Origin of the sequence: Flavobacterium cheonanense, assembly GCF_039539185.1 — a bacterium.
Lineage (GTDB): Bacteria > Bacteroidota > Bacteroidia > Flavobacteriales > Flavobacteriaceae > Flavobacterium > Flavobacterium cheonanense.
This window is the reverse complement of the sequence record NZ_BAABCT010000014.1, coordinates 1-20,390: the sequence shown is the minus strand read 5'-3', so window position 1 is coordinate 20,390 and position 20,390 is coordinate 1. Positions and strand designations below refer to the sequence as shown.

Sequence of the window (20,390 nt, the reverse complement as noted above, 5' to 3'; positions counted from 1 at the left end):
TCGTGAAATTCGTGTCAAAACAAACATAAAAATGAGCCAAGAAATTAGAAACCTTGAACCAAAAGCACTTTGGAACAAGTTTGCCGATTTAAACGCAGTACCACGTCCGTCAAAAAAAGAAGAGCGTGTTATTGAGTTTATGAAAAACTTCGGAACCAGTTTAGGATTAGAAACTTTTGAAGATGAAATCCGTAATGTAATCATCCGTAAACCAGCGACTCCAGGAATGGAAAACCGCAAAACCATTGTTCTACAAGGACATTTGGATATGGTACACCAAAAAAATAACGACACTAATTTCGATTTCTTAACGCAAGGAATTGATATGTTCGTTGATGGTGATTGGGTGAAAGCAAAAGGAACAACACTTGGTGCCGATAACGGACTTGGAGTTGCCGCAATTATGGCAGTTTTAGAAAGTAAAGACATTCCGCATCCTGCTATTGACGCACTTTTTACCATTGATGAAGAAACAGGAATGACCGGTGCTTTAAACCTAAAAGGCGGTATTTTAAAAGGAGAAATTCTTTTAAATCTTGATACAGAAGAAGACGACGAAATTGACATTGGTTGCGCAGGTGGCGTTGATGTTACGGCTACAAGAAGTTATAATGAAGAAGAAACACCAGAAGGTTCTGTAGGTTATACAATAACTGTAAAAGGGTTGAATGGCGGACATTCAGGAATGGACATTCACAAAGGTTTAGGGAATGCTAACAAAATCATGAACCGTCTATTATTTGATGGTTTTGAGAATTTCGGACTTCAAATTGCTGAAATTTCTGGAGGTAGTTTGCGTAATGCTATTCCTAGAGAAAGTGTTGCTAAAGTGATAGTAGCGGCTATGTATGACGAAGCTTTTGTGTTTGATATGCAGGAAGTTATTGGTGATATTAAAGCCGAATTCAAAACAATGGAACCTAATTTGACTATCGAAATTGTAAAGTCAGATTTACCTTCAAAAGTGATGGATTTAGGAGTTCAAGAAGGTTTACTTCGTTCGATTTATGCAGCTCATAATGGTGTTTACCGCATGAGTGCTGATATGGAAGATTTGGTAGAAACTTCTAATAATATTGCAAGAGTTATTGTAAAAGATGGCGAAATTTCGATTCAAAATTTAACACGTTCGTCTGTTGAAAGTTCTAAATTTGATTTAGCAAATGCCTTGCGTTCTGCCTACGAATTGTTTGGTTGCGAAGTAGAATTTGGCGGAAGCTATCCAGGTTGGACACCAAATCCGAAATCGGAAATATTAGATGTTCTAACTTCAATTTATGAAAAACAAAACGGCGATAAACCAAAAGTTGTTGCATGCCACGCAGGATTAGAATGTGGAATTTTAGGAACCAATTATCCAGGAATGGACATGATTTCTTTCGGACCAACAATTCACGGTGCGCATTCTCCAGATGAAAGAGCCAGTATTTCGTCTTCTCAAAAATTCTGGAAGTTTTTCTTAGAAATTTTAGCGAATATTCCTTTAAAATAGTAAACAGTGTTCAGTCACAGTTTGCAGTTTAACCTCGTTTAGAAATAAGCGAGGTTTTTTATAAATAATTGGTTGGAAATATATATATTTAATACAGTTTTACGTTATATCAAAAATCTCAATTTCCATGAAGAAAATTCTAATCTTGGTTTTGTTTTCAGCTTTTCTTTTTTCTTGTAAAAATGACAATAAAGTTGAAAAGGTTGAACGTGCTTTTTATTATTGGAAAAGTAATAATTGGAATATTAGTCAAGCTGAAGATTCAATTGTAACAAATCTTGGAATTAAAAAGTTGTACATAAAGTTTTTTGAAGTTGACCATAGTGATGCTATGGGAAATTTTCCCATTTCAAAAACACAATTATATTCCTATCGCCAAGATAGTTTAAATATTGTACCAACGGTTTATCTTAAAAATTCGGTTTTTCTAAAATCAACGAAAGGAAGTTTAGACACATTGGCAGACAATGTAAATTTCTTAATTGAAAAATATGCTAAAGAAAAATTTAGAAATCATTTAGCTCCAAGTGAATATCAAATGGATTGTGATTGGACAATGAAATCTAAAGATAATTATTTCTATTTTCTAAAGAAATTAAAAGAAGTTTCTAAAAAAGAAATTAGTTGCACACTTCGATTGTATCCTTACAAATATCCTGATAAAATGGGAATTCCACCAGTTGATAAAGTAACCTTAATGTGTTATAATTTGCTGAATCCATTACAAAACCATTCCAAAAACTCCATTTTAGATTTAGAAGAACTAGAAAGTTATTTGGATGTTGAAAATAATTATCCAAAGCATATTGATATTGCATTGCCCATTTATTCTTGGATGCAAGTATATCAAAATGAACAGTTTTCTAATGTGATTTATACAGATAATAAAAAGGTAAAAGCTATTTTAAAAGAAGTAAAACCGTTTTGGTATTCAGTAATTAAAGATACTGTGGTTAATGAAACCTATTTGCGAATAGGAGATAAAGTAAAGTTTGAAGAAACGGACGCAAATAAAATCAAACAAACTATTCAGCTTTTGAGGAAGTATGTGAAATTAGATAAAAAAACTACCATTTCACTATATCATTTAGACGAGCAACAATTAAGCAATTATAGCCATGAAGAACTTTCTAGTTTTTATTCTGATTTTAGTAAGTAAATCACTTTTTGCTTGCGGTTTTTATCCTTATGGTGAAGAACTTCGCTTCTCATTCTTTTTCCCTGAAATTACAGGTTATAAGTCTTATTCAACATTTTATTATTCTGCTAATACATTTGAACCTAAAGAAATCTATGATGAATTTGATAAAATGCCCAACGAAGTTTTATGGGTAAGTTATTGTAAAAACAAGGTTTCCTATAAATCCGTTGAAGAAGTTTTGCAAAGTTACAGTCTAGGTGATATCAATCAACAAACCAATAATGAAATGCTTCGATATCTATATAAAATTAAAGATTATGAAGCCATCAATTATTTGAAGTTTGCCAAAAATTGTGAATTTTTCAATTCGTGGGTTGACGATCCATGGGAAAGAAATGATGCCATGGTTTTACCTCAAAGAACAAAATTATTGAACCAAGCTATAAAATTATCTCAATCAACTACTAACAAAGCATTACAATTTAGATATACTTTTTTAGCCATACGAATGGCATTCTACAATCGTGATTTAGAAAAAATAAAAATGCTTTTTGATAGAGTTTATCAAACAAAATCAGACAAAGATATATTGTTTTATTGGAGTTTGTATTTTAGAACTTTGGCCGAGCAAGATAAAGCATTAGCAAATTTTTATGCAGCCCAAGTATTTGTAAATGCAGCCGATAAACGATTTATGGTATCCCAACAGTTTAATAGCGAAGTCGCAATTGAAGATGTTTTGAAATATGCTAAAACAAACAAAGAAAAAGCCAATGTATATCTTTTAGCAGCTATCAAAAAACATGATAAATCGTTAGAATACATCAAAAAAGTTTATGAATACCAACCCAATTTTGATGGCTTGAGTTTTTTATTATTGCGTGAAGTTAATAAAATCGAAGATTGGGTTTTCACTCCATATTACTCTTTATTTGAACCATCGGTTGCAACAAACAGTTTTTGGAATAACGAAGAAAACTCAATTAAAGATGTATTAAAAAGAGTAGAAACCGACAGAGAGTATGCTTCTCAATTATTAGATTTTATAAATTCAGTTAATTTAAATTCAATTGAAAATCCAACTTTTTGGAAAACTTGTAAAGCGTATTTATTTTATATTACAAAAGATTATGCATCAAGTTTGTCATTATTGGAAGAATTAAAAACCAGTAAAAATTCAGAATTTGCAGCAAATCAAATCGATGTTATAAAAGCATTGGTTTTAACTGCAAATCAGGATTATGGTAAAGCAATTCTTCTAAATGAAGTTAAACCTATAATTTTAAAAAATAAGCATTTCAGGAAATTTATTTTTGCGCTTGGTAGAGAGTTGGAATTTAAAGGAAATACAACTGATGCAGCTTTGTTATATTCTGTCATGAATAATAATTACACTAATTATAATGAAAATCATGATTACTATAACATCACATTTTGGAAATCAAAAGATAACAAAGGCGATACTTATTCCGATTTTTTCAATGATTATTTTGATTATATAAATGCGGTTTATGCACCAGAACAAGTAGAAGTTTTAATACAAAATGTATACAATAATAGAGATAAAACAGATGAATTTTCAAAGTTTAAATATGCTATTTTAGAAAAAGAAATTCCTCGTTTGTATGATTTGGTTGGAACTAAATATATCCGATTAAACAAGCTAACAAAAGCTTTAAATAGTTTTAAAAAAGTGGATAATAAACTTTGGAATGACAAATATTCTGATTGGGAAAGAAATGGCAACAGTTGGGCGTATGGAAGTAATATTTTTGACAAAAATCCATTTTATGAGCTTAAATATACTCCAGAATTTATTCCAATAAAAGATACAATTCGATTGAATAAATACACCGTTACAAAACAATTAATTAAATACATAAATAAAGCTGAAAATCCAAAAGAAAAAGACAAAGATTATTACTATTTCTTGGTTGCAAATTGTTATTACAATATGACGCAATATGGCAATTCGTGGATGATGCGTCGTTATTATTGGACAAGCGATGGAAATCGTTCAGTAATGATTGATGATAAAGAATTCTTTGAATGTAATTCAGCAAAAACCTACTATTTACTAGCATTTAAAAATGCAAAAACAGAAAAATTTAAAGCATTGTGCTTACGAATGATTGGTCGCTGTGAAAAAAATAAATTAGATTATTTAGCAGATGAAAATTACAGTGATAGTTATGCGGATTATCAGAATTATTTGTTTGGAAAAAATAAATACTATCAGGATTTAAAAGTAAATTATTCCAAACATTATGAAGAGTTAACTTCTGATTGTGAAGCTTTTGAAGACTATTTCAAAGCTAGAAGATAAAATTTAACCTCGTTTAGAAATAGACGAGGTTTTTTATTTCTAATTAGTTTCAAATCTAAGCTTGTGGTTTTTAATAAGTTTTTGACTTTTCTTTTGGATAGAAATGGGAAGTTTTTTCCAATTTTCATCATTTTCAATATGATAATTATCTTCTTCATTTCCTGCAGGATAATGAGAGGTTGCTTTGCTTTTTTCGATGTTTTTATTGTTTAAAGTGTACACAATTTGTTTGTAAGGTTTGGCGTCTAAACCATCACTATTTCCAAAATAGGACAAATAAAATTCAGGAATTCCATCTTTATTTTCATCAGAAATGGAACAATTTGGATAATCAAATTCAGGCCAATATACTACATTTCCAAAATCTTGAAATTTTGCTTTTTGAACAATTCCACCATGATCGTGAGCTACAATTAAAGCATATAAATTATGCTCACTAAAATTGATTGAATCAACAACTTCAGTATTTGTAGTTGGATATGGATTAGAATCTTCTGTTAATTTCCAATTTTTAGTTTTAAAATCAAATACTTCTGAAACACTTGTATTTTCATAATCTAGAATTCTTGAAAGTTTCAAAATTTGTTTCTTAAATATAAAATCAAAAACACCAAAAGCACTTTCGCAATGCACAATCATGGTTGTTTTGCCATAAGTTTTGAATTCGTAATTATATTCTAGGTCTTCAAACTTCTGATTGAATTGCAAAGAATCTTTAGGGTAGAAATAAGTAACTTTTATGTTTTTATTTTGACCAAAAGAAATGTAAAAAACTAAAAAACTCAGAAAAGTAAAAAGATTTTTTCTCATAAATCAGTATTAATTCCCAGCAATTGGACTACCAAAAATGCCAACAGCAAGTTCTGCCCAAAGTAAGAATAACAAAAGTAAAATAATTCCAGAAATAAGTAGGCGATGTTTGGTGCTTTTTACTTTTCGTAAAACAAATTCAATTACCAAACTCGTACCAAAAAGTAATATCCCAGCCATAACAAAATCGATAACCGACCAATTAACTTCATTCGTGAATTGCATAGCAATCAATGGAATTAGTAATAGTAGCAATACTATGAAGAGTAGTAGAAGAATTGTTTTTGGTTTTGGTAGCATATTATTTTTTTAATGTGCCGCGGCTTACACCAGTTGCTACAGCGAACACTGACAAACAAATTTACTGAATTTGTATGGAATTTAGAATTGTTGTCACCAGATTATTATTCAAGAATAGCAAAATAGCAAGGCAAGCTAGGTTATTGTTGTAAACTGCCGTTGTATGATATTTTACCATTCTTCAATAATATCTATTTCAAATATTTCCTTTTTGATTTCTTTAAACTCATCAATTAGTTTATGTGTATGTTCACGTTGAATTTGTAATCGAGAAATAAAAATCGTTTTTGCATCGTTATAATTTTCACACCATTTTATATGCTCGTAGAAATCTTCGTTCTCTTTTTTATGAGTTTCAAAATGATTTTGAGTTTCTTCTAAAAAGTTTTTGATTAATTTCCAATATGAATTCTCTTGAAGAAAATCTATTTCGTAAAATGCATGATATAAATCTGTTATGGTCTTTTTTTGGAAAGAATTTGAAAGTAATATTAAATCATCTTTATCAAAGAAGTCAAAAATATTTTTATTTAACATTGGGCTCATTGTTATTCTTCTACTTTCATAATATTTTTCATCGTCTTTTATTGCTAGCAAACTGTCGTACCCAATTAAATTAGTTTCTAAATATTTGATAATAATTTGATCAATAAACTGAATTAAAACTTTGCCAGTTTTCTTTATCTTTTTTTTACGGTTATAACTTTTGATAAGTTCATTTATTATTATTGTAATAAATGAGCCACCAACTGAGGATAGAAAAATTTTGTCAAGTCCAATCATTTCAGGTTTTTTTAAAAAAATACATATAACTTGTATATAGAACAAGAAATATAAGCAAATATACCAAAAAAAAGCTCCAATCTAAATCGGAGCTTTTCAACCTTAAACAAAAATCAATATCAGTAATGGTACTATTAATCCGGCTAGGGCTAATTTCCAGCCACGTTTTTTGAAAGTAAATTTTCCGGCAGGAATCATGATGGCACCAGTTAGCGCAATAGTTATTAATGATAATCCAAAAATATCACTGTAATAAATCCACCAATTAGAAGTGTTTTTATGTAATTTCATCGTTTGGCTAATAATAGGTGTTTTTGTAAATGTTACAATTTCACCTTTACCCGTTTTTAAATCAATTTCTACATCATTTTTCTCGAAGGATATTTTCAATTCGTCTTCTTTCACTTTGTGACGTCTAATTTTATCATCGATGCCAAGTTGCTTGCCAAGTTCTTCGGCATACTTTTCTGTGATTTCTGTATCTTTTGGAATGTTTACAGAAATAGTTTTTGTTTGAACTTTATATTTTTCGGGATGCCAATGTTCTCTGTGGTTCATCAATATTCCAGAAAAGGCAAAGGAAATGATTAGTCCAATGTAAAAATATCCTAAATCGCGGTGTAAGTTTCTAGCTTTTAAAGGTGAAATCATGGTATTAAAATTTGTATCGTAATGATGTTAATATTTGTCTTGGCGCAATAGGATTAACGCTATAATTTTCGTGAACCGTGTAATTCAATTCGTTGGTAATATTTGATAATTTGCACAATAATGAGAACTTTTTCCAATCGTAACCAACTGAAAAATCAATCGTAGTATAATCATCAAGTGGAATTTCTCTGTCATTAATACTAGTTGCAAATGTTGTTGGATTTACAACTACTTGATTGTTCCAACCTCCAACACGTTTTCCGATATAATTTCCAATAGCTCCAAAAGACAATCCTTTTAGTTTTCCGTTTGGTAAGGTATAGAAAAAACTTAAATTAGCTGTGTTTGCTGGAGTTCTTACTAATCTATCGCCAACAATAAAACTTCCATTTGTTCCAGATGTTTTGGTATATCGCATATCATTATAACTGTAACCAGCATTGATATTCAAACCTTCAATTGGTCTTGCTGTAATGTCAATTTCAATTCCTTTGCTTTTGGTTTCGCCACTTAAAACTTTTACAGTTGTGTCAGTATTAGTAGAACCATCGGCTTTGAATTCTGCTGTTTGAGCTAAATTGTCGTTTCTTATTTGATACAAAGTTACATTCAAACTCAGTAATCCTTTCCAAAAATCATTTTTAACACCTACTTCATATTGAGCTATGATAGACGGATCTAAAACATCGCCAGAGACTGTTGTTCCTGTATTTGGAGTAAACGAATCGGAGTAACTAGCAAATAATGAAGTATTCTTTGTAGGTTGGAATACCAAACCAATTCTTGGAGAAAAAGCTATGTCTTTTTGTTTTACACCGTTAGTAGTTACATTTGGATTTACTGCTAAATTGTATGTTATAGGTTGTGATTCTTGCCATGACCAACGAAGACCTGCCAAAACTTTAAATTTTTCTGTAATTGAAATTAAATCTTGTGCATAAATTCCAAATCTATTAGTAGTTGTTTTTACAATTCGTGTGTTGGTGCTTTCAGGAATTCCTGTGCCTTGATTAAAGTTTTCAAAATCGTAGATATTTCCACTTCCATAAGTTGTAGGAGAGAAAACATAAGTATAGGCTTTTGCAAATGAGTTTTCATAATCTACACCAGTAAGTAATTGATGTTTGATTTTTCCAGTTGAGAAATTTCCTTGTAAACTCAATTGTTCTGTGGCAATGGCTTCTTCGTTTCTGTTTTGTCCCAAAGGTCTATTCCAATCACCATTTGCAGCTGGTTGAATACGTTCAGTACCTTTAAAAGTTCTTGTATAATCTTGAAATGAACTATTGAAATTTAGTTTCCAATTGGAATTAAATTCATGTTTAAATAATGCAGAAACTGTAGTTTGTTTCGTCTGCCCAGTTGACCAAGTTGCTCCCAAGTATAAATCTCGAGGCAAATCAATTATTTTTTTACCAATAATTACGGTTCCAAAATCTGGAGTCCAATCATCATGAAGGTAATCGCCTTGAAGAAGAATTTCGGTTTTTTTATTTACTGCAAATAACAAAGAAGGATTAATATAGAAACGTTCTTTCTTTACAACATCTCTAAAGCTTTCTGAATTTTCGTAAGAACCATTAATGCGATAAGCTATATTTTTATTTAAGGGACCATAAAAATCTAAATAAGGTTTGTAAAAATTATAACTTCCTGCTTGCATGGCTATTTCTCCTCCTTTGGTAAATGATGGTGCTTTTGTTACCATATTTAAGATTCCACCAGGAGCAACATTTCCAAATAGCAAGGCAGCACTACCTTTCAAAATTTCAACTTTTTCTAGAGAAGAAACTTCTGGCATTGAGCCACTATTTAATCGAAAACCATTTTTAAAAATGTTATTGGCAGACATATCATAACCTCTTGAGAAAAATGATTCTTGAGCGCCACCACGAGCCGAACCAACATAAACTCCATTGGCATTCTTAATCACATCACTTAATCTGATGGATTGTTGTTGTTCTATTATAGTACTTCCAATTACTTGAAAACTTTGTGGTAAATCTAAAGGTTTGATGTTAGAGCGAACAACAGAAGGTGTTTTTTGATGTTTGTTTGAAATAATAACCTCTCTAAGAATTTCACCTTTTCTCTTTTTTATAGTATCATTTTCTGCATAAAAATCATCAAAAGTTTGGGCTTCTTGTGAGGAACCTAGGGCGCAAATCAAAAGTGATAGGATTGGAAATAATTTATATTTGTACATTTATTTAGAATAATTAAAAATAATATTGTTTTAACGGCGCAAATATAAATACGTAAAATCAATTCGCAAAACTTATTTAGACTAAATATAAATAATTAACATTTCAGTAAATTTAAATCATTGATTTGCTTAAAATTAGAAATAAAAAAAAACTTGCTGTTAAGCAAGTTTTAAAAGATTTGAAATAGGTAATTAACTATTTTACCTTATTCATAGAATAATTTTCAGCACTATTTTTTCCGTTTTGTTTTCCAGATATGGTTGCTATTAAACTTCCATTTTTCATAAGTTTGTACTGAATTTTTTGTGGATATTCATGCTTTGGATTTTCAAAAACCAATAAGCTATCTTCGTTTTTAGTCATTTGAAATGGGATAGGTGAATCGTTATTTTCTCCTTTAATTGTCGTTGTATAAAATAAATGTTCACCATTTTGCATTAGTTCAACTTGTTCGTTGTGCAATGTGTCTTTTTCATTTTGAATGTAATAAGACAAACCAACAAATGTGCTATCATCTAATCGCTCCCAAATTTCTCTAAGTGTTCCTAAACTATCTTTTTTCTCCCATTCTCCTAATATCCAATTGGCTTTTTCGAGTTCTTCATAATCTTTTATAATATTTCCATTAGAATCATATTTGTTACATGAAACAATAGATAGTAATAGAATTGTAAGTAGTGATATAGATAATTTATTCATGTTCTTTTATTTAGTTTTTTTCATTGGAAAAGTTTCACTCATTTCCTTGCCGTCTTTTTTGCCATAAATAACAGCAACTAAACTGTCATTTGTGATTTTTGTATAAACAATTTTGTTAGGAAAATCATGTTTTGGATTTTCGAAAGTTAACTCTTTATCATCAGATTTTGTCAAATAAAATGAAACTGGCTTTTCTTTATTTTGATCTTTGACAGAAACTTTGTAAAACAAGGAATCGTTTGATTCAAATAAATCTATTTTTTCATAGAAAACAGTGTCTTTTTCTACAATCACAAAACTTTCTCCAACAAATGAGCTATCATTTTTCGTTTTCCAAATTTCCTTAAAAGTAGCTTCTTTTGAACTATTTTCCCAACTACCAATAAACCAATTTGCTTTTTTCAGTTGGTTGAATTCTTTTTTTGTTTTAATTCCAAAAACTTCAATTTGAGATTCTTTTTTACAAGATGTTATCAAGATAATTGAAAGTAGCGTTATTACAAGTGTTTTTTTCATTTAAAATAATAATTTATACAATATTATGAAAAAACTGCCAACTGAACACTGCCAACTGAACACTTTTTTTACTACTTTTGCACTCCAAAATACAGATTACAATGTTAGAAAGACTTCAATATGTAAAACAGCGTTTCGATGAAATTTCAGATTTGATTATTCAACCTGATGTTATTTCGGATCAAAAACGTTATGTGCAATTAAATCAAGAGTATAAAGGACTTAAAGATTTGATGGAAAAGCGCGAAGAATTGATAAATGTGACAGGAAACATACAAGAAGCCAACGAAATTATAGCCGATGGCTCAGATGCAGAAATGGTTGAAATGGCTAAAATGCAATTGGATGAAGCAAAAGAACGACTTCCTCAACTAGAAGAAGAAATCAAGTTTATGTTGATTCCTAAAGATCCTGAAGATGCCAAAAATGTAATGGTAGAGATTCGTGCAGGAACAGGTGGTGATGAGGCTTCTATTTTTGCAGGAGATTTATTTAGAATGTATACTAAATATTGTGAAACACGCGGTTGGAGAACTTCTGTTGTAGATATGAACGAAGGAACTTCAGGTGGTTTTAAAGAGATTATTTTTGAAGTTACAGGTGAAGATGTTTACGGAACTTTAAAGTTTGAAGCTGGCGTTCACCGTGTGCAACGTGTTCCTCAAACAGAAACTCAAGGTCGTGTACATACATCAGCTGCAACAGTAATGGTTTTGCCTGAAGCTGAAGAATTTGATGTTCAAATTGACATGAATGAAGTTCGTGTAGACTTTTTCTGTTCATCTGGACCAGGTGGACAATCGGTAAATACTACTAAATCTGCGGTTCGTTTAACACACATTCCAACAGGATTAGTGGCACAATGTCAAGATCAAAAATCACAGCACAAAAATAAAGATAAAGCTTTAGAGGTTTTACGTTCACGATTATACGAACAAGAATTAGCCAAAAAACAAGCTGAAGATGCTACTAAACGTTCATCTCAAGTAAGTTCTGGTGACCGTTCGGCAAAAATTAGAACCTATAATTATTCTCAAGGTCGTGTTACCGATCATAGAATTGGATTAGATGTTTTCGATATGGATGGCGTTATGAATGGTAAAATTCAAAAATTTGTTGACGAATTGCAATTGGTTAACAACATGGAGAAACTGAAAGAATCTGAGGTTTTTTAATAGAAAATAGAGAATAGAATAAAGAAAAAAGAGGCTGAACAATTTATGTTTAGCTTTTTTTTTAACACATAGCGAACTTTGCGAAAAACTTTGCGAACTTTGCAATCAAACAACTACAATGACAACACAACAACTAATCGAACAAATTCAACTGAAAAAATCCTTTCTATGTATTGGTTTAGATGTTGATTTAACCAAAATTCCGCAACATTTACTTGAACTTGAAGATCCAATTTTTGAATTCAATAAAGCCATAATTGATGCTACACATGATTTGTGTGTTTCATATAAACCAAATACAGCTTTTTATGAAGCATATGGAATAAAAGGTTGGAAGTCATTGCAGAAAACCATCAACTATATAAACGAAAACCATCCTGAAATTTTCACAATTGCCGATGCAAAACGTGGTGATATAGGAAATACTTCATCAATGTATGCTAAAGCTTTTTTTGAAGATTTGAATTTCGATTCGGTTACAGTTGCACCATACATGGGAAAAGATTCTGTAGAACCATTTCTAGCTTTTGAAAACAAACATACTATAATGTTGGCTTTAACATCAAATGAAGGTGCTTTTGATTTTCAGACATTAGAAACTAATGGAAAAGAGTTATATAAACAAGTTTTAGAAACTTCTAAAGGATGGAAAAACTCCGAAAATCTAATGTATGTTGTTGGAGCAACAAAAGCTGAATATTTTACAGAAATTAGAAAAATAATTCCAACTAGTTTTCTTTTAGTTCCTGGAGTTGGTGCACAAGGTGGAAATTTACAAGATGTCTGCAAATACGGAATGAGTGAAAATGTTGGATTATTAATTAACTCGTCAAGAGCCATAATTTACGCATCCAACGGAGAAAATTTTACACAAAAAGCAAGAGAGGAAGCTATAAAAGTAAAAAATGAAATGGAGGAAATTTTAAAAAGCAGGTTTTGATTTCCTACACACTATATAAAAACGATAATTCCAATGAATGGGTAACTTTTGTGCACGGCGCAGGAGGAAGTTCTTCTATTTGGTTTAAGCAAATTAGAGAATTTCAAAAGCATTTTAATGTATTATTGTTAGATTTAAGAGGTCATGGCGATTCAAATTCACAAATAAAAAAAGCATTCAAACAAAAATATACTTTCAAGTCAATTGCAAGCGATGTTTTAGAAGTATTAGATCATTTACAAATAAAATCATCCCATTTTGTTGGTATTTCATTAGGAACAATTGTAATTCGACAATTGGCAGAAATGCATCCAAATAGAGTGAAAAGCATGATTATGGGTGGAGCGATTTTGAAAATGAATTTCCGTTCACAAATATTAATGCGATTGGGAAATATTTTTAAATATGTTTTACCTTATTTGGTTTTATACAAGTTTTTTGCATTTGTGATTATGTCTAATAAAAACCACAAGCAATCTCGATTACTATTCATAAATGAAGCCAAAAAGTTATACCAAAAAGAATTCATAAGATGGTTCAAACTCACTGCCGAAATCAATCCTGTTTTGAAATGGTTCCGCCAGCAAGAACTTAATATTCCAACTTTTTATGTTATGGGTGAAGAAGATTATATGTTTTTACCATCAGTAAGAAAAGTAGTCGAAAAGCATTATAAATCTTCTAAGTTATTTGTAATTGAAAAATGTGGGCACGTTGTAAATGTGGAACAATCAACTATCTTTAACAATCAAGTTATCGCATTTATTCAAAAGAACTAAAACTAACTTTGCTACTTTAGGACAAAAAAAATGCCAATGCTTTCACAAACACTGGCAATCTTTTTAACTAACCTAAACCAAACAAAATAATAAATCTTTATTTATTACTCTGCAAATATCTTACTTAATTCTCAATGAGTATGTTAAGATAATGTTATACTTATGTTATTGATTATTAAAATAATAGCAATTATTATTTATTATCCTGCAAAGCAAAAACTTTTTTCAATAAATCAGAGGTTCTAGAGTTTAAATCTGTTCTAATATTCTTTTCTTCCACTGAAATCATTTTAAAAACACCTTCCATAGCTTTGTTAGTTGTATAGTCAGTTAAATCAGGATTTACTTTTTTAACTAATGGAATCGCATTGTATTTTGTAATGATGTTAGTCCAAACTTTGTCAGCTCCAACTTTAGCAAATGAATTTTTAATCACAGGATTAAATTTAGCATACAAAGCTGTTGAAGTGGAACTTTGTAAGTAAGTTGTTGCCGCAGTTTCATTTCCCATCAAAATGTTTTTAGCATCTGTAAAAGTCATTCCTTTTATGGCATCAACAAATATTGGAGTGGCTTGTTTTACAGCATCTTCTGCAGTTCTATTTATGGCTCTCAAACCATCATCAGCCAATTTTCCTAAACCAATTTTTCTTAATCCTGCATCTACTTTTTGTAATTCTTCTGGTAACAAAATTTTGACCATTTCGTTTTTATAAAATCCATCCACAGCAGTAAGTTTAGTTACTTGTTTATTGATTCCATTGTTTAACGCTTCCTTTAAACCACCAGCAATATCAACATTTCCTTGTTCCAAAACACCAGGTAGTTGATTGGCTATTTGTTGCATTTCTGCACAACTAGATAGGGTTAATCCGGCTAATAAAAGTAAAATTGTTTTTCTCATGGTGTTTTATTTTCTCATATAGGTTCACAAATATAGTGCCTCAAATGTTTATTTATTTTAAAATCGGCTTAATCCTATTTTTAAAATATTTTTTTGGTTTGAAAATCAGGTAATTGCTTAAAAATGTGTAGTCAAAATGATACAAAAATCTGTTGCTTTTTTTCTCTGTAATAAAATCGTATAAAAATTATTAAATTCGTAAATTGCACTCCTAAATTTGAATAAAAATTACAAATGGAACCACAAACTCCTTATATTCCTAAAAATAAAGTAAGAATTGTAACTGCAGCATCCCTTTTTGATGGTCACGATGCAGCAATTAATATCATGAGAAGAATTATCCAAGCTACTGGTGTAGAGGTAATTCATCTTGGTCATGACAGAAGCGTCGAAGAAGTTGTAAATACAGCTATTCAAGAAGATGCTAATGCCATTGCAATGACTTCTTATCAAGGTGGTCACAACGAATATTTTAAATACATGTTCGATTTGCTTAAAGAAAAGGGAGCAGGACACATCAAGATTTTTGGTGGTGGTGGTGGAGTAATCCTTCCTTCTGAAATTTCTGAATTGCACGAATATGGAATCGAAAGAATTTATTCTCCAGATGACGGTCGTGCCATGGGTTTACAAGGAATGATTAACGATTTAGTACAACGTTCTGATTATCCAATTGGTGATAAATTAAATGGCGAATTAGCTCATATTGAGGATAAAAACCCAACAGCAATTGCAAGATTAATTTCTGCTGCTGAAAATTTTCCTGAAATTGCAAAAGCAGCTTTTGATGAAATTCATAAGAAAAATGAAACGAATAAAATTCCGGTTTTAGGAATCACAGGAACTGGTGGAGCTGGAAAATCATCATTGGTTGATGAATTAGTTAGAAGATTTTTAATTGATTTTCCAACAAAAACTATCGGATTGATTTCTGTTGATCCATCAAAACGTAAAACTGGCGGTGCGCTTTTAGGCGATAGAATTCGTATGAATGCCATCAATAATTCTAGAGTTTATATGCGTTCGTTGGCAACTCGTCAATCGAATTTGGCTTTGTCTAAATATGTGAACGAGGCAATCGAGGTTTTAAAAGCTGCCAAATACGATATTATCATTCTAGAAACTTCTGGAATTGGGCAATCGGATACTGAAATTATGGATCATTCCGATGTTTCACTTTATGTTATGACGCCAGAATTTGGAGCAGCAACGCAATTGGAAAAAATTGATATGTTAGATTTTGCTGATTTAGTTGCATTAAATAAATTTGACAAACGTGGTGCACTAGATGCCATTCGCGATGTCAAAAAGCAATACCAACGCAATCATAATTTGTGGGATGCTGATGTAGAAACAATGCCGATTTTCGGAACAATTGCTTCACAATTCAACGATCCAGGAATGAATACGCTCTACAAATCTATCATGGATAAAATTGTAGAAAAAACAGGAGCCGATTTAAAATCGACGTTCCAAATTACTCGTGAAATGAGCGAGAAAATATTCGTAATTCCTCCACATAGAACTAGATATTTATCAGAGATTGCTGAAAACAATAGAAAATACGATGAAACTGCTTTAACTCAAGTGGAAGTGGCTCAAAAATTATACGGAATTTATAAAACCATTGAAACGGTATCAGATAAAGTTCCTAAAATAAACAAATCGGGTATTGAAAGTGATTCTGTCATCCCGAGCGCAGTCGAGGGACAATTGTTTATGGATTTGTTGTTAAAAGAATTCGATCGAGTAAAAATGAATCTTGATCCATACAATTGGGAAATCATTCTAACTTGGGATGATAAAGTAAACAAATATAAAAATCCAATTTATAGTTTTAAAGTTCGTGACAAAGTCATTGAAATTAAAACACATAGCGAAAGTTTATCGCATTCTCAAATTCCAAAAATTTCGTTGCCAAAGTACCAAGCTTGGGGTGATATTCTAAAATGGAATTTGCAAGAAAATGTTCCTGGAGAGTTTCCATTTGCATCTGGTTTGTATCCGTTCAAACGTGAAGGAGAAGATCCGTCAAGAATGTTTGCTGGTGAAGGTGGACCAGAAAGAACCAACAAACGTTTCCATTATGTTTCTGCTGGATTGCCAGCCAAACGTCTTTCAACAGCTTTCGATTCGGTAACTTTATACGGAAATGACCCACACGTTCGTCCAGATATTTATGGAAAAATTGGAAATGCTGGAGTTTCGATATGTTGTTTGGATGATGCTAAAAAATTATATTCTGGTTTCGATTTAAGTCATCCGTTAACTTCGGTTTCAATGACGATTAATGGTCCAGCACCAATGTTATTGGGATTCTTTATGAATGCTGCCATTGACCAAAACTGTGAAAAATACATCATCGAAAACAATCTTCAAACAGAAGTTGAAGAACGAATCAATGAAATTTACAAGAAAAAAGGAACAGCAAGACCAAAATACCAAGGCGCTTTACCAGAAGGAAATAATGGTTTAGGTTTGATGCTTTTAGGTGTAACAGGAGACCAAGTTTTGCCTTTGGAAGTTTATAATGATATCAAAATTAAAACATTAGCACAAGTTCGTGGAACAGTTCAAGCCGATATTTTGAAAGAAGATCAAGCACAGAACACTTGTATTTTCTCTACAGAATTTGCTTTAAGATTGATGGGTGACGTTCAAGAATATTTTATCAAACAAAATGTTCGTAATTTCTACTCGGTTTCTATTTCTGGGTATCATATTGCTGAAGCTGGTGCGAATCCTATTTCGCAATTGGCATTTACATTAGCAAATGGTTTCACTTACGTGGAATATTATTTAAGTCGTGGCATGAACATCAACGATTTCGGACCCAACTTATCATTCTTTTTCTCAAACGGAATTGATCCTGAATATGCTGTAATCGGTCGAGTTGCTCGTAAAATTTGGGCGAAAGCCATGAAAAACAAATATGGAGCCAACGAAAGAGCTCAAATGTTGAAATACCATATTCAAACTTCTGGGCGTTCATTACACGCACAAGAAATTGATTTTAATGACATTCGTACAACTTTGCAAGCTCTGTATGCGATTTATGATAACTGTAATTCGTTACATACCAATGCATATGATGAAGCTATCACGACACCAACTGAAGAATCAGTTCGTAGAGCAATGGCAATTCAGTTGATTATTAATAAAGAATTAGGTTTAGCGAAAAACGAAAACCCAATTCAAGGTTCGTTCATCATTGAAGAGTTGACCGATTTAGTGGAAGAAGCTGTTTTGCAAGAATTTGATAGAATTACTGAGCGTGGTGGTGTTCTTGGTGCAATGGAAACTATGTACCAACGTTCTAAAATTCAAGAAGAAAGTTTGTACTACGAAACTTTAAAACACACAGGTGAATTCCCAATTATCGGAGTAAATACGTTCTTGAGTTCTAAAGGTTCGCCTACAGTAATTCCGGCAGAAGTAATTCGCGCAACCGAAGAAGAAAAACAATATCAAATCGATATGTTGAACAATCTTCATAAAACAAGTGGAGAAAAAGTAGCAGAACAAATAAATATCATTCAAGATGCAGCTATCAACAACCAAAACATTTTTGAAAAATTAATGGATGCCACAAAAGTTTGTTCATTAGGACAAATCACAAGTGCGTTGTTTGAAGTTGGTGGTCAGTATAGAAGGAATATGTAATATCACAATAATATGATTTTGTGTAGAGACAAGGCATTGCCTTGTCTCTTTTTTTTATAAAATAATTTTTATAAATGAAAATTTATCCATTATTTCGCAAAACGATATAACATTCAACGCCATGCAAAATAAATTTAAAAACAAATACCGCATTCCATCTGCACGTCTTCAAACCTGGGATTATTCCAATAATGGTGCCTATTTCATTACCATTTGTACCCAAAACCGCGAACATTTTTTTGGAAATATTCAAAATGGAATTATGCAATTATCAGAAATTGGTAAATTGGCAGAACAATATTGGTTCGAAATTCCAAATCATTTTCCGTTTATTGAATTGGGAAATTTTGTGATAATGCCGAATCATGTTCATGGGATATTGATAATAAATAAAATTGACAACCCAACATTATCGTCAACCGAATCTGTAGAGACAAGGCATTGCCTTGTCTCTACAATCAATTTAAATACAACAATTGGTTCATCACGATTTCAAAATCAGGGTAAAAACACGATTTCATCAATTGTTGGTTCCTATAAATCTATTGTAACCAAAATGTCACGTCAAATCCATCCCGATTTCGCATGGCAATCCAGATTTCACGACCATATTATTCGAAATTCAAAATCATTTGATATTATTCAAAATTATATCTTTGAAAATCCATTGAATTGGAAAGACGACAAATTTTATAAATAATATGAACCCAACAATTAAAACCTTCTCAACCACAAAATTCATAGGAAAAACCCTTTCGTTTACCTATGCTGATTACCGTGCTTTTGAATTATGGAGCAGTTTTATGCCACGACTAAAAGAAATTAAAAATACAATCGGTTCTGAATTATATAATATCCAAATCAATCCTGAGAATTTCGATTTTCAACCCAATACTCCTTTTACAAAATGGGCAGCAGTAGCTGTTTCAACATTTGAAAATATTCCTGTCGGAATGGAATCCTTGGAAATTCAAGAAGGTTTGTATGCTGTTTTTAATTATAAAGGTGATCAAAGTAATGTTGCGGCATTTTTCAACTCAATTTATACAGAATGGTTGCCTAGTTCTAATTATGAATTAGGCAATCATCCACAGTTTGAGGTTTTAGGTGAAAAGTATAAAAATAACGATCCGAATTCTGAAGAAGAAATTTGGATTCCAATTAAATTAAGAAATTGATATAATGGTATTTTCAATTGTTCCAATTGTTATTTTTTCACCAATTGTTTTTTCTTTAATTGAGTTATAAATAGGTGCTTCTTCTGAAATTGCAATTACATTTTTGCCATTCAACTTAAATTGTTGAAGTGAGATTCCAATAAAAATGTACAAATCTTCAGTTTCTATCAAGCTTCCCAATTCAATTTTAGTTGTTTCTTTATTTTTATAGGTTTCTAAAAAGTCTAAATTGTTTTTGGCTTGAACTAAAATTTGCTCATAGCGTAATTGCATTTCTTTAGCTTCATCTTGATGAGAAAAATCTTCTGGATCGATACTATCATTTTCATCAATATCGGAAGCGTTTTTATATCTTGAAACAGAATTCTCTATAGTACTTATAACAACGTTTTGCTCGTTGATGATGTTTTTAATAATTTCATTTTTGTTCATAGTAATCTCTTTTATATTTATTCAAAGTTATAGCTTAAAGAATAATTGATTTATAACCAAAATCATTGTTTAATTAGAAAAAAAGTGGTAAATATTTTAAAAATTAATATATTGTGTGCCTATTAACCAAAAAAAACTATAAACAATGAAAAATTTCGGAGGTTTTCTGGCATTGCTTGGTATTGTAGCAATAGTTATGAATTATTTGGACAGAGTGCCAAGATTGTTAATGTGGATTTATAAATGGGGTGATGATACAGCTTGGGCAACCTCTCGTCCTAAAATAGGTTGACTAAAAATTAAAACTTTTAGTATCCTATGGAAACACCAAAAAAACAACCCTGTCGAAAAAATGAGTATCAAAAAGTAAGCTTTGATCTCAAACTGTCCATTA

General features: G+C 31.1%; 19 protein-coding genes. 10 read left to right on the top strand and 9 right to left on the bottom strand.

What is annotated here, in order from left to right:
- Positions 1–31 precede the first annotated feature (31 nt).
- From ABD766_RS14555 to ABD766_RS14545, 3 genes are all read left to right on the top strand, one after another.
- Positions 32–1,492 (top strand): aminoacyl-histidine dipeptidase, encoded by a 1,461-nt coding sequence (locus tag ABD766_RS14555; protein WP_344817375.1) that lies wholly within the window; start codon positions 32–34, stop codon positions 1,490–1,492.
- 127 nt (positions 1,493–1,619) lie between these two features.
- Positions 1,620–2,651 (top strand): hypothetical protein, encoded by a 1,032-nt coding sequence (locus ABD766_RS14550; RefSeq protein ID WP_344817374.1) that lies wholly within the window; start codon positions 1,620–1,622, stop codon positions 2,649–2,651.
- The gene (locus tag ABD766_RS14545) at positions 2,611–4,959 is read left to right on the top strand and encodes a hypothetical protein (protein WP_344817373.1); all 2,349 of its coding nucleotides are present in this window, start codon (positions 2,611–2,613) and stop codon (positions 4,957–4,959) included. Before ABD766_RS14550 ends, ABD766_RS14545 begins: the two co-directional genes overlap by 41 nt.
- 39 nt (positions 4,960–4,998) lie before the next feature.
- Here the strand turns inward: ABD766_RS14545 and ABD766_RS14540 are convergent, their stop codons facing one another.
- The 7 genes from ABD766_RS14540 to ABD766_RS14510 all read right to left on the bottom strand — a co-directional run bounded on the left by ABD766_RS14540 (position 4,999) and on the right by ABD766_RS14510 (position 10,925).
- Positions 4,999–5,769: a hypothetical protein gene (locus ABD766_RS14540; protein ID WP_344817372.1), complete on the bottom strand. Its 771-nt coding sequence runs from the start codon at positions 5,767–5,769 to the stop codon at positions 4,999–5,001.
- A 9-nt stretch (positions 5,770–5,778) separates the two neighbouring features.
- A complete protein-coding gene (locus tag ABD766_RS14535; RefSeq protein ID WP_344817371.1) occupies positions 5,779–6,069 on the bottom strand; it encodes a hypothetical protein in 291 nt (96 codons plus the stop codon).
- A 171-nt stretch (positions 6,070–6,240) separates the two neighbouring features.
- Positions 6,241–6,852 (bottom strand): hypothetical protein, encoded by a 612-nt coding sequence (locus ABD766_RS14530; RefSeq protein WP_344817370.1) that lies wholly within the window; start codon positions 6,850–6,852, stop codon positions 6,241–6,243.
- Between the two features lie 102 nt (positions 6,853–6,954).
- A complete protein-coding gene (locus ABD766_RS14525) occupies positions 6,955–7,503 on the bottom strand; it encodes a PepSY-associated TM helix domain-containing protein (RefSeq protein ID WP_344817369.1) in 549 nt (182 codons plus the stop codon).
- 4 nt (positions 7,504–7,507) lie between these two features.
- Entirely contained in the window at positions 7,508–9,709 is a 2,202-nt protein-coding gene (locus ABD766_RS14520; protein ID WP_344817368.1) for a TonB-dependent siderophore receptor, read from the bottom strand.
- A 196-nt stretch (positions 9,710–9,905) separates the two neighbouring features.
- Positions 9,906–10,409: a DUF6265 family protein gene (locus tag ABD766_RS14515; RefSeq protein WP_344817367.1), complete on the bottom strand. Its 504-nt coding sequence runs from the start codon at positions 10,407–10,409 to the stop codon at positions 9,906–9,908.
- A gap of 6 nt (positions 10,410–10,415) precedes the next feature.
- Positions 10,416–10,925 (bottom strand): DUF6265 family protein, encoded by a 510-nt coding sequence (locus ABD766_RS14510; RefSeq protein ID WP_344817366.1) that lies wholly within the window; start codon positions 10,923–10,925, stop codon positions 10,416–10,418.
- A 101-nt stretch (positions 10,926–11,026) separates the two neighbouring features.
- Between ABD766_RS14510 and prfA the strand changes: the two genes are divergently transcribed.
- The 3 genes from prfA to ABD766_RS14495 all read left to right on the top strand — a co-directional run bounded on the left by prfA (position 11,027) and on the right by ABD766_RS14495 (position 13,819).
- Positions 11,027–12,100 carry a peptide chain release factor 1 gene (gene prfA, locus ABD766_RS14505; RefSeq protein WP_298307640.1) on the top strand — a complete coding sequence of 358 codons (1,074 nt, stop codon included), beginning with the start codon at positions 11,027–11,029 and terminating at the stop codon, positions 12,098–12,100.
- Positions 12,101–12,218: 118 nt separating this feature from the next.
- Positions 12,219–13,040: an orotidine-5'-phosphate decarboxylase gene (pyrF, locus tag ABD766_RS14500; protein WP_344817365.1), complete on the top strand. Its 822-nt coding sequence runs from the start codon at positions 12,219–12,221 to the stop codon at positions 13,038–13,040.
- Positions 13,037–13,819 (top strand): alpha/beta fold hydrolase, encoded by a 783-nt coding sequence (locus tag ABD766_RS14495; RefSeq protein WP_344817364.1) that lies wholly within the window; start codon positions 13,037–13,039, stop codon positions 13,817–13,819. Before pyrF ends, ABD766_RS14495 begins: the two co-directional genes overlap by 4 nt.
- A gap of 193 nt (positions 13,820–14,012) precedes the next feature.
- On the opposite strand, the gene ABD766_RS14490 is transcribed toward ABD766_RS14495, so the two are convergent.
- The gene (locus ABD766_RS14490) at positions 14,013–14,723 is read right to left on the bottom strand and encodes a DUF4197 domain-containing protein (RefSeq protein ID WP_344817363.1); all 711 of its coding nucleotides are present in this window, start codon (positions 14,721–14,723) and stop codon (positions 14,013–14,015) included.
- Positions 14,724–14,957: 234 nt separating this feature from the next.
- Here ABD766_RS14490 and ABD766_RS14485 point away from each other — a divergent pair, with 234 nt between their 5' ends.
- From ABD766_RS14485 to ABD766_RS14475, 3 genes are all read left to right on the top strand, one after another.
- A complete protein-coding gene (locus tag ABD766_RS14485) occupies positions 14,958–18,386 on the top strand; it encodes a methylmalonyl-CoA mutase family protein (RefSeq protein ID WP_344817362.1) in 3,429 nt (1,142 codons plus the stop codon).
- Positions 18,387–18,507: 121 nt separating this feature from the next.
- On the top strand, positions 18,508–19,086 hold the full coding sequence (locus tag ABD766_RS14480; RefSeq protein ID WP_344817361.1) for a transposase: 579 nt from the start codon (positions 18,508–18,510) through the stop codon (positions 19,084–19,086).
- Between the two features lies 1 nt (position 19,087).
- Entirely contained in the window at positions 19,088–19,564 is a 477-nt protein-coding gene (locus tag ABD766_RS14475; protein WP_344817360.1) for a GyrI-like domain-containing protein, read from the top strand.
- On the opposite strand, the gene ABD766_RS14470 is transcribed toward ABD766_RS14475, so the two are convergent.
- On the bottom strand, positions 19,553–19,996 hold the full coding sequence (locus tag ABD766_RS14470; RefSeq protein ID WP_344817359.1) for a hypothetical protein: 444 nt from the start codon (positions 19,994–19,996) through the stop codon (positions 19,553–19,555). The genes ABD766_RS14475 and ABD766_RS14470 overlap by 12 nt on opposite strands.
- 145 nt (positions 19,997–20,141) lie before the next feature.
- On the opposite strand from ABD766_RS14470, the gene ABD766_RS14465 reads away from it, so the two are divergent.
- Positions 20,142–20,288: a hypothetical protein gene (locus ABD766_RS14465; RefSeq protein WP_344817358.1), complete on the top strand. Its 147-nt coding sequence runs from the start codon at positions 20,142–20,144 to the stop codon at positions 20,286–20,288.
- Positions 20,289–20,390: the final 102 nt, after the last annotated feature.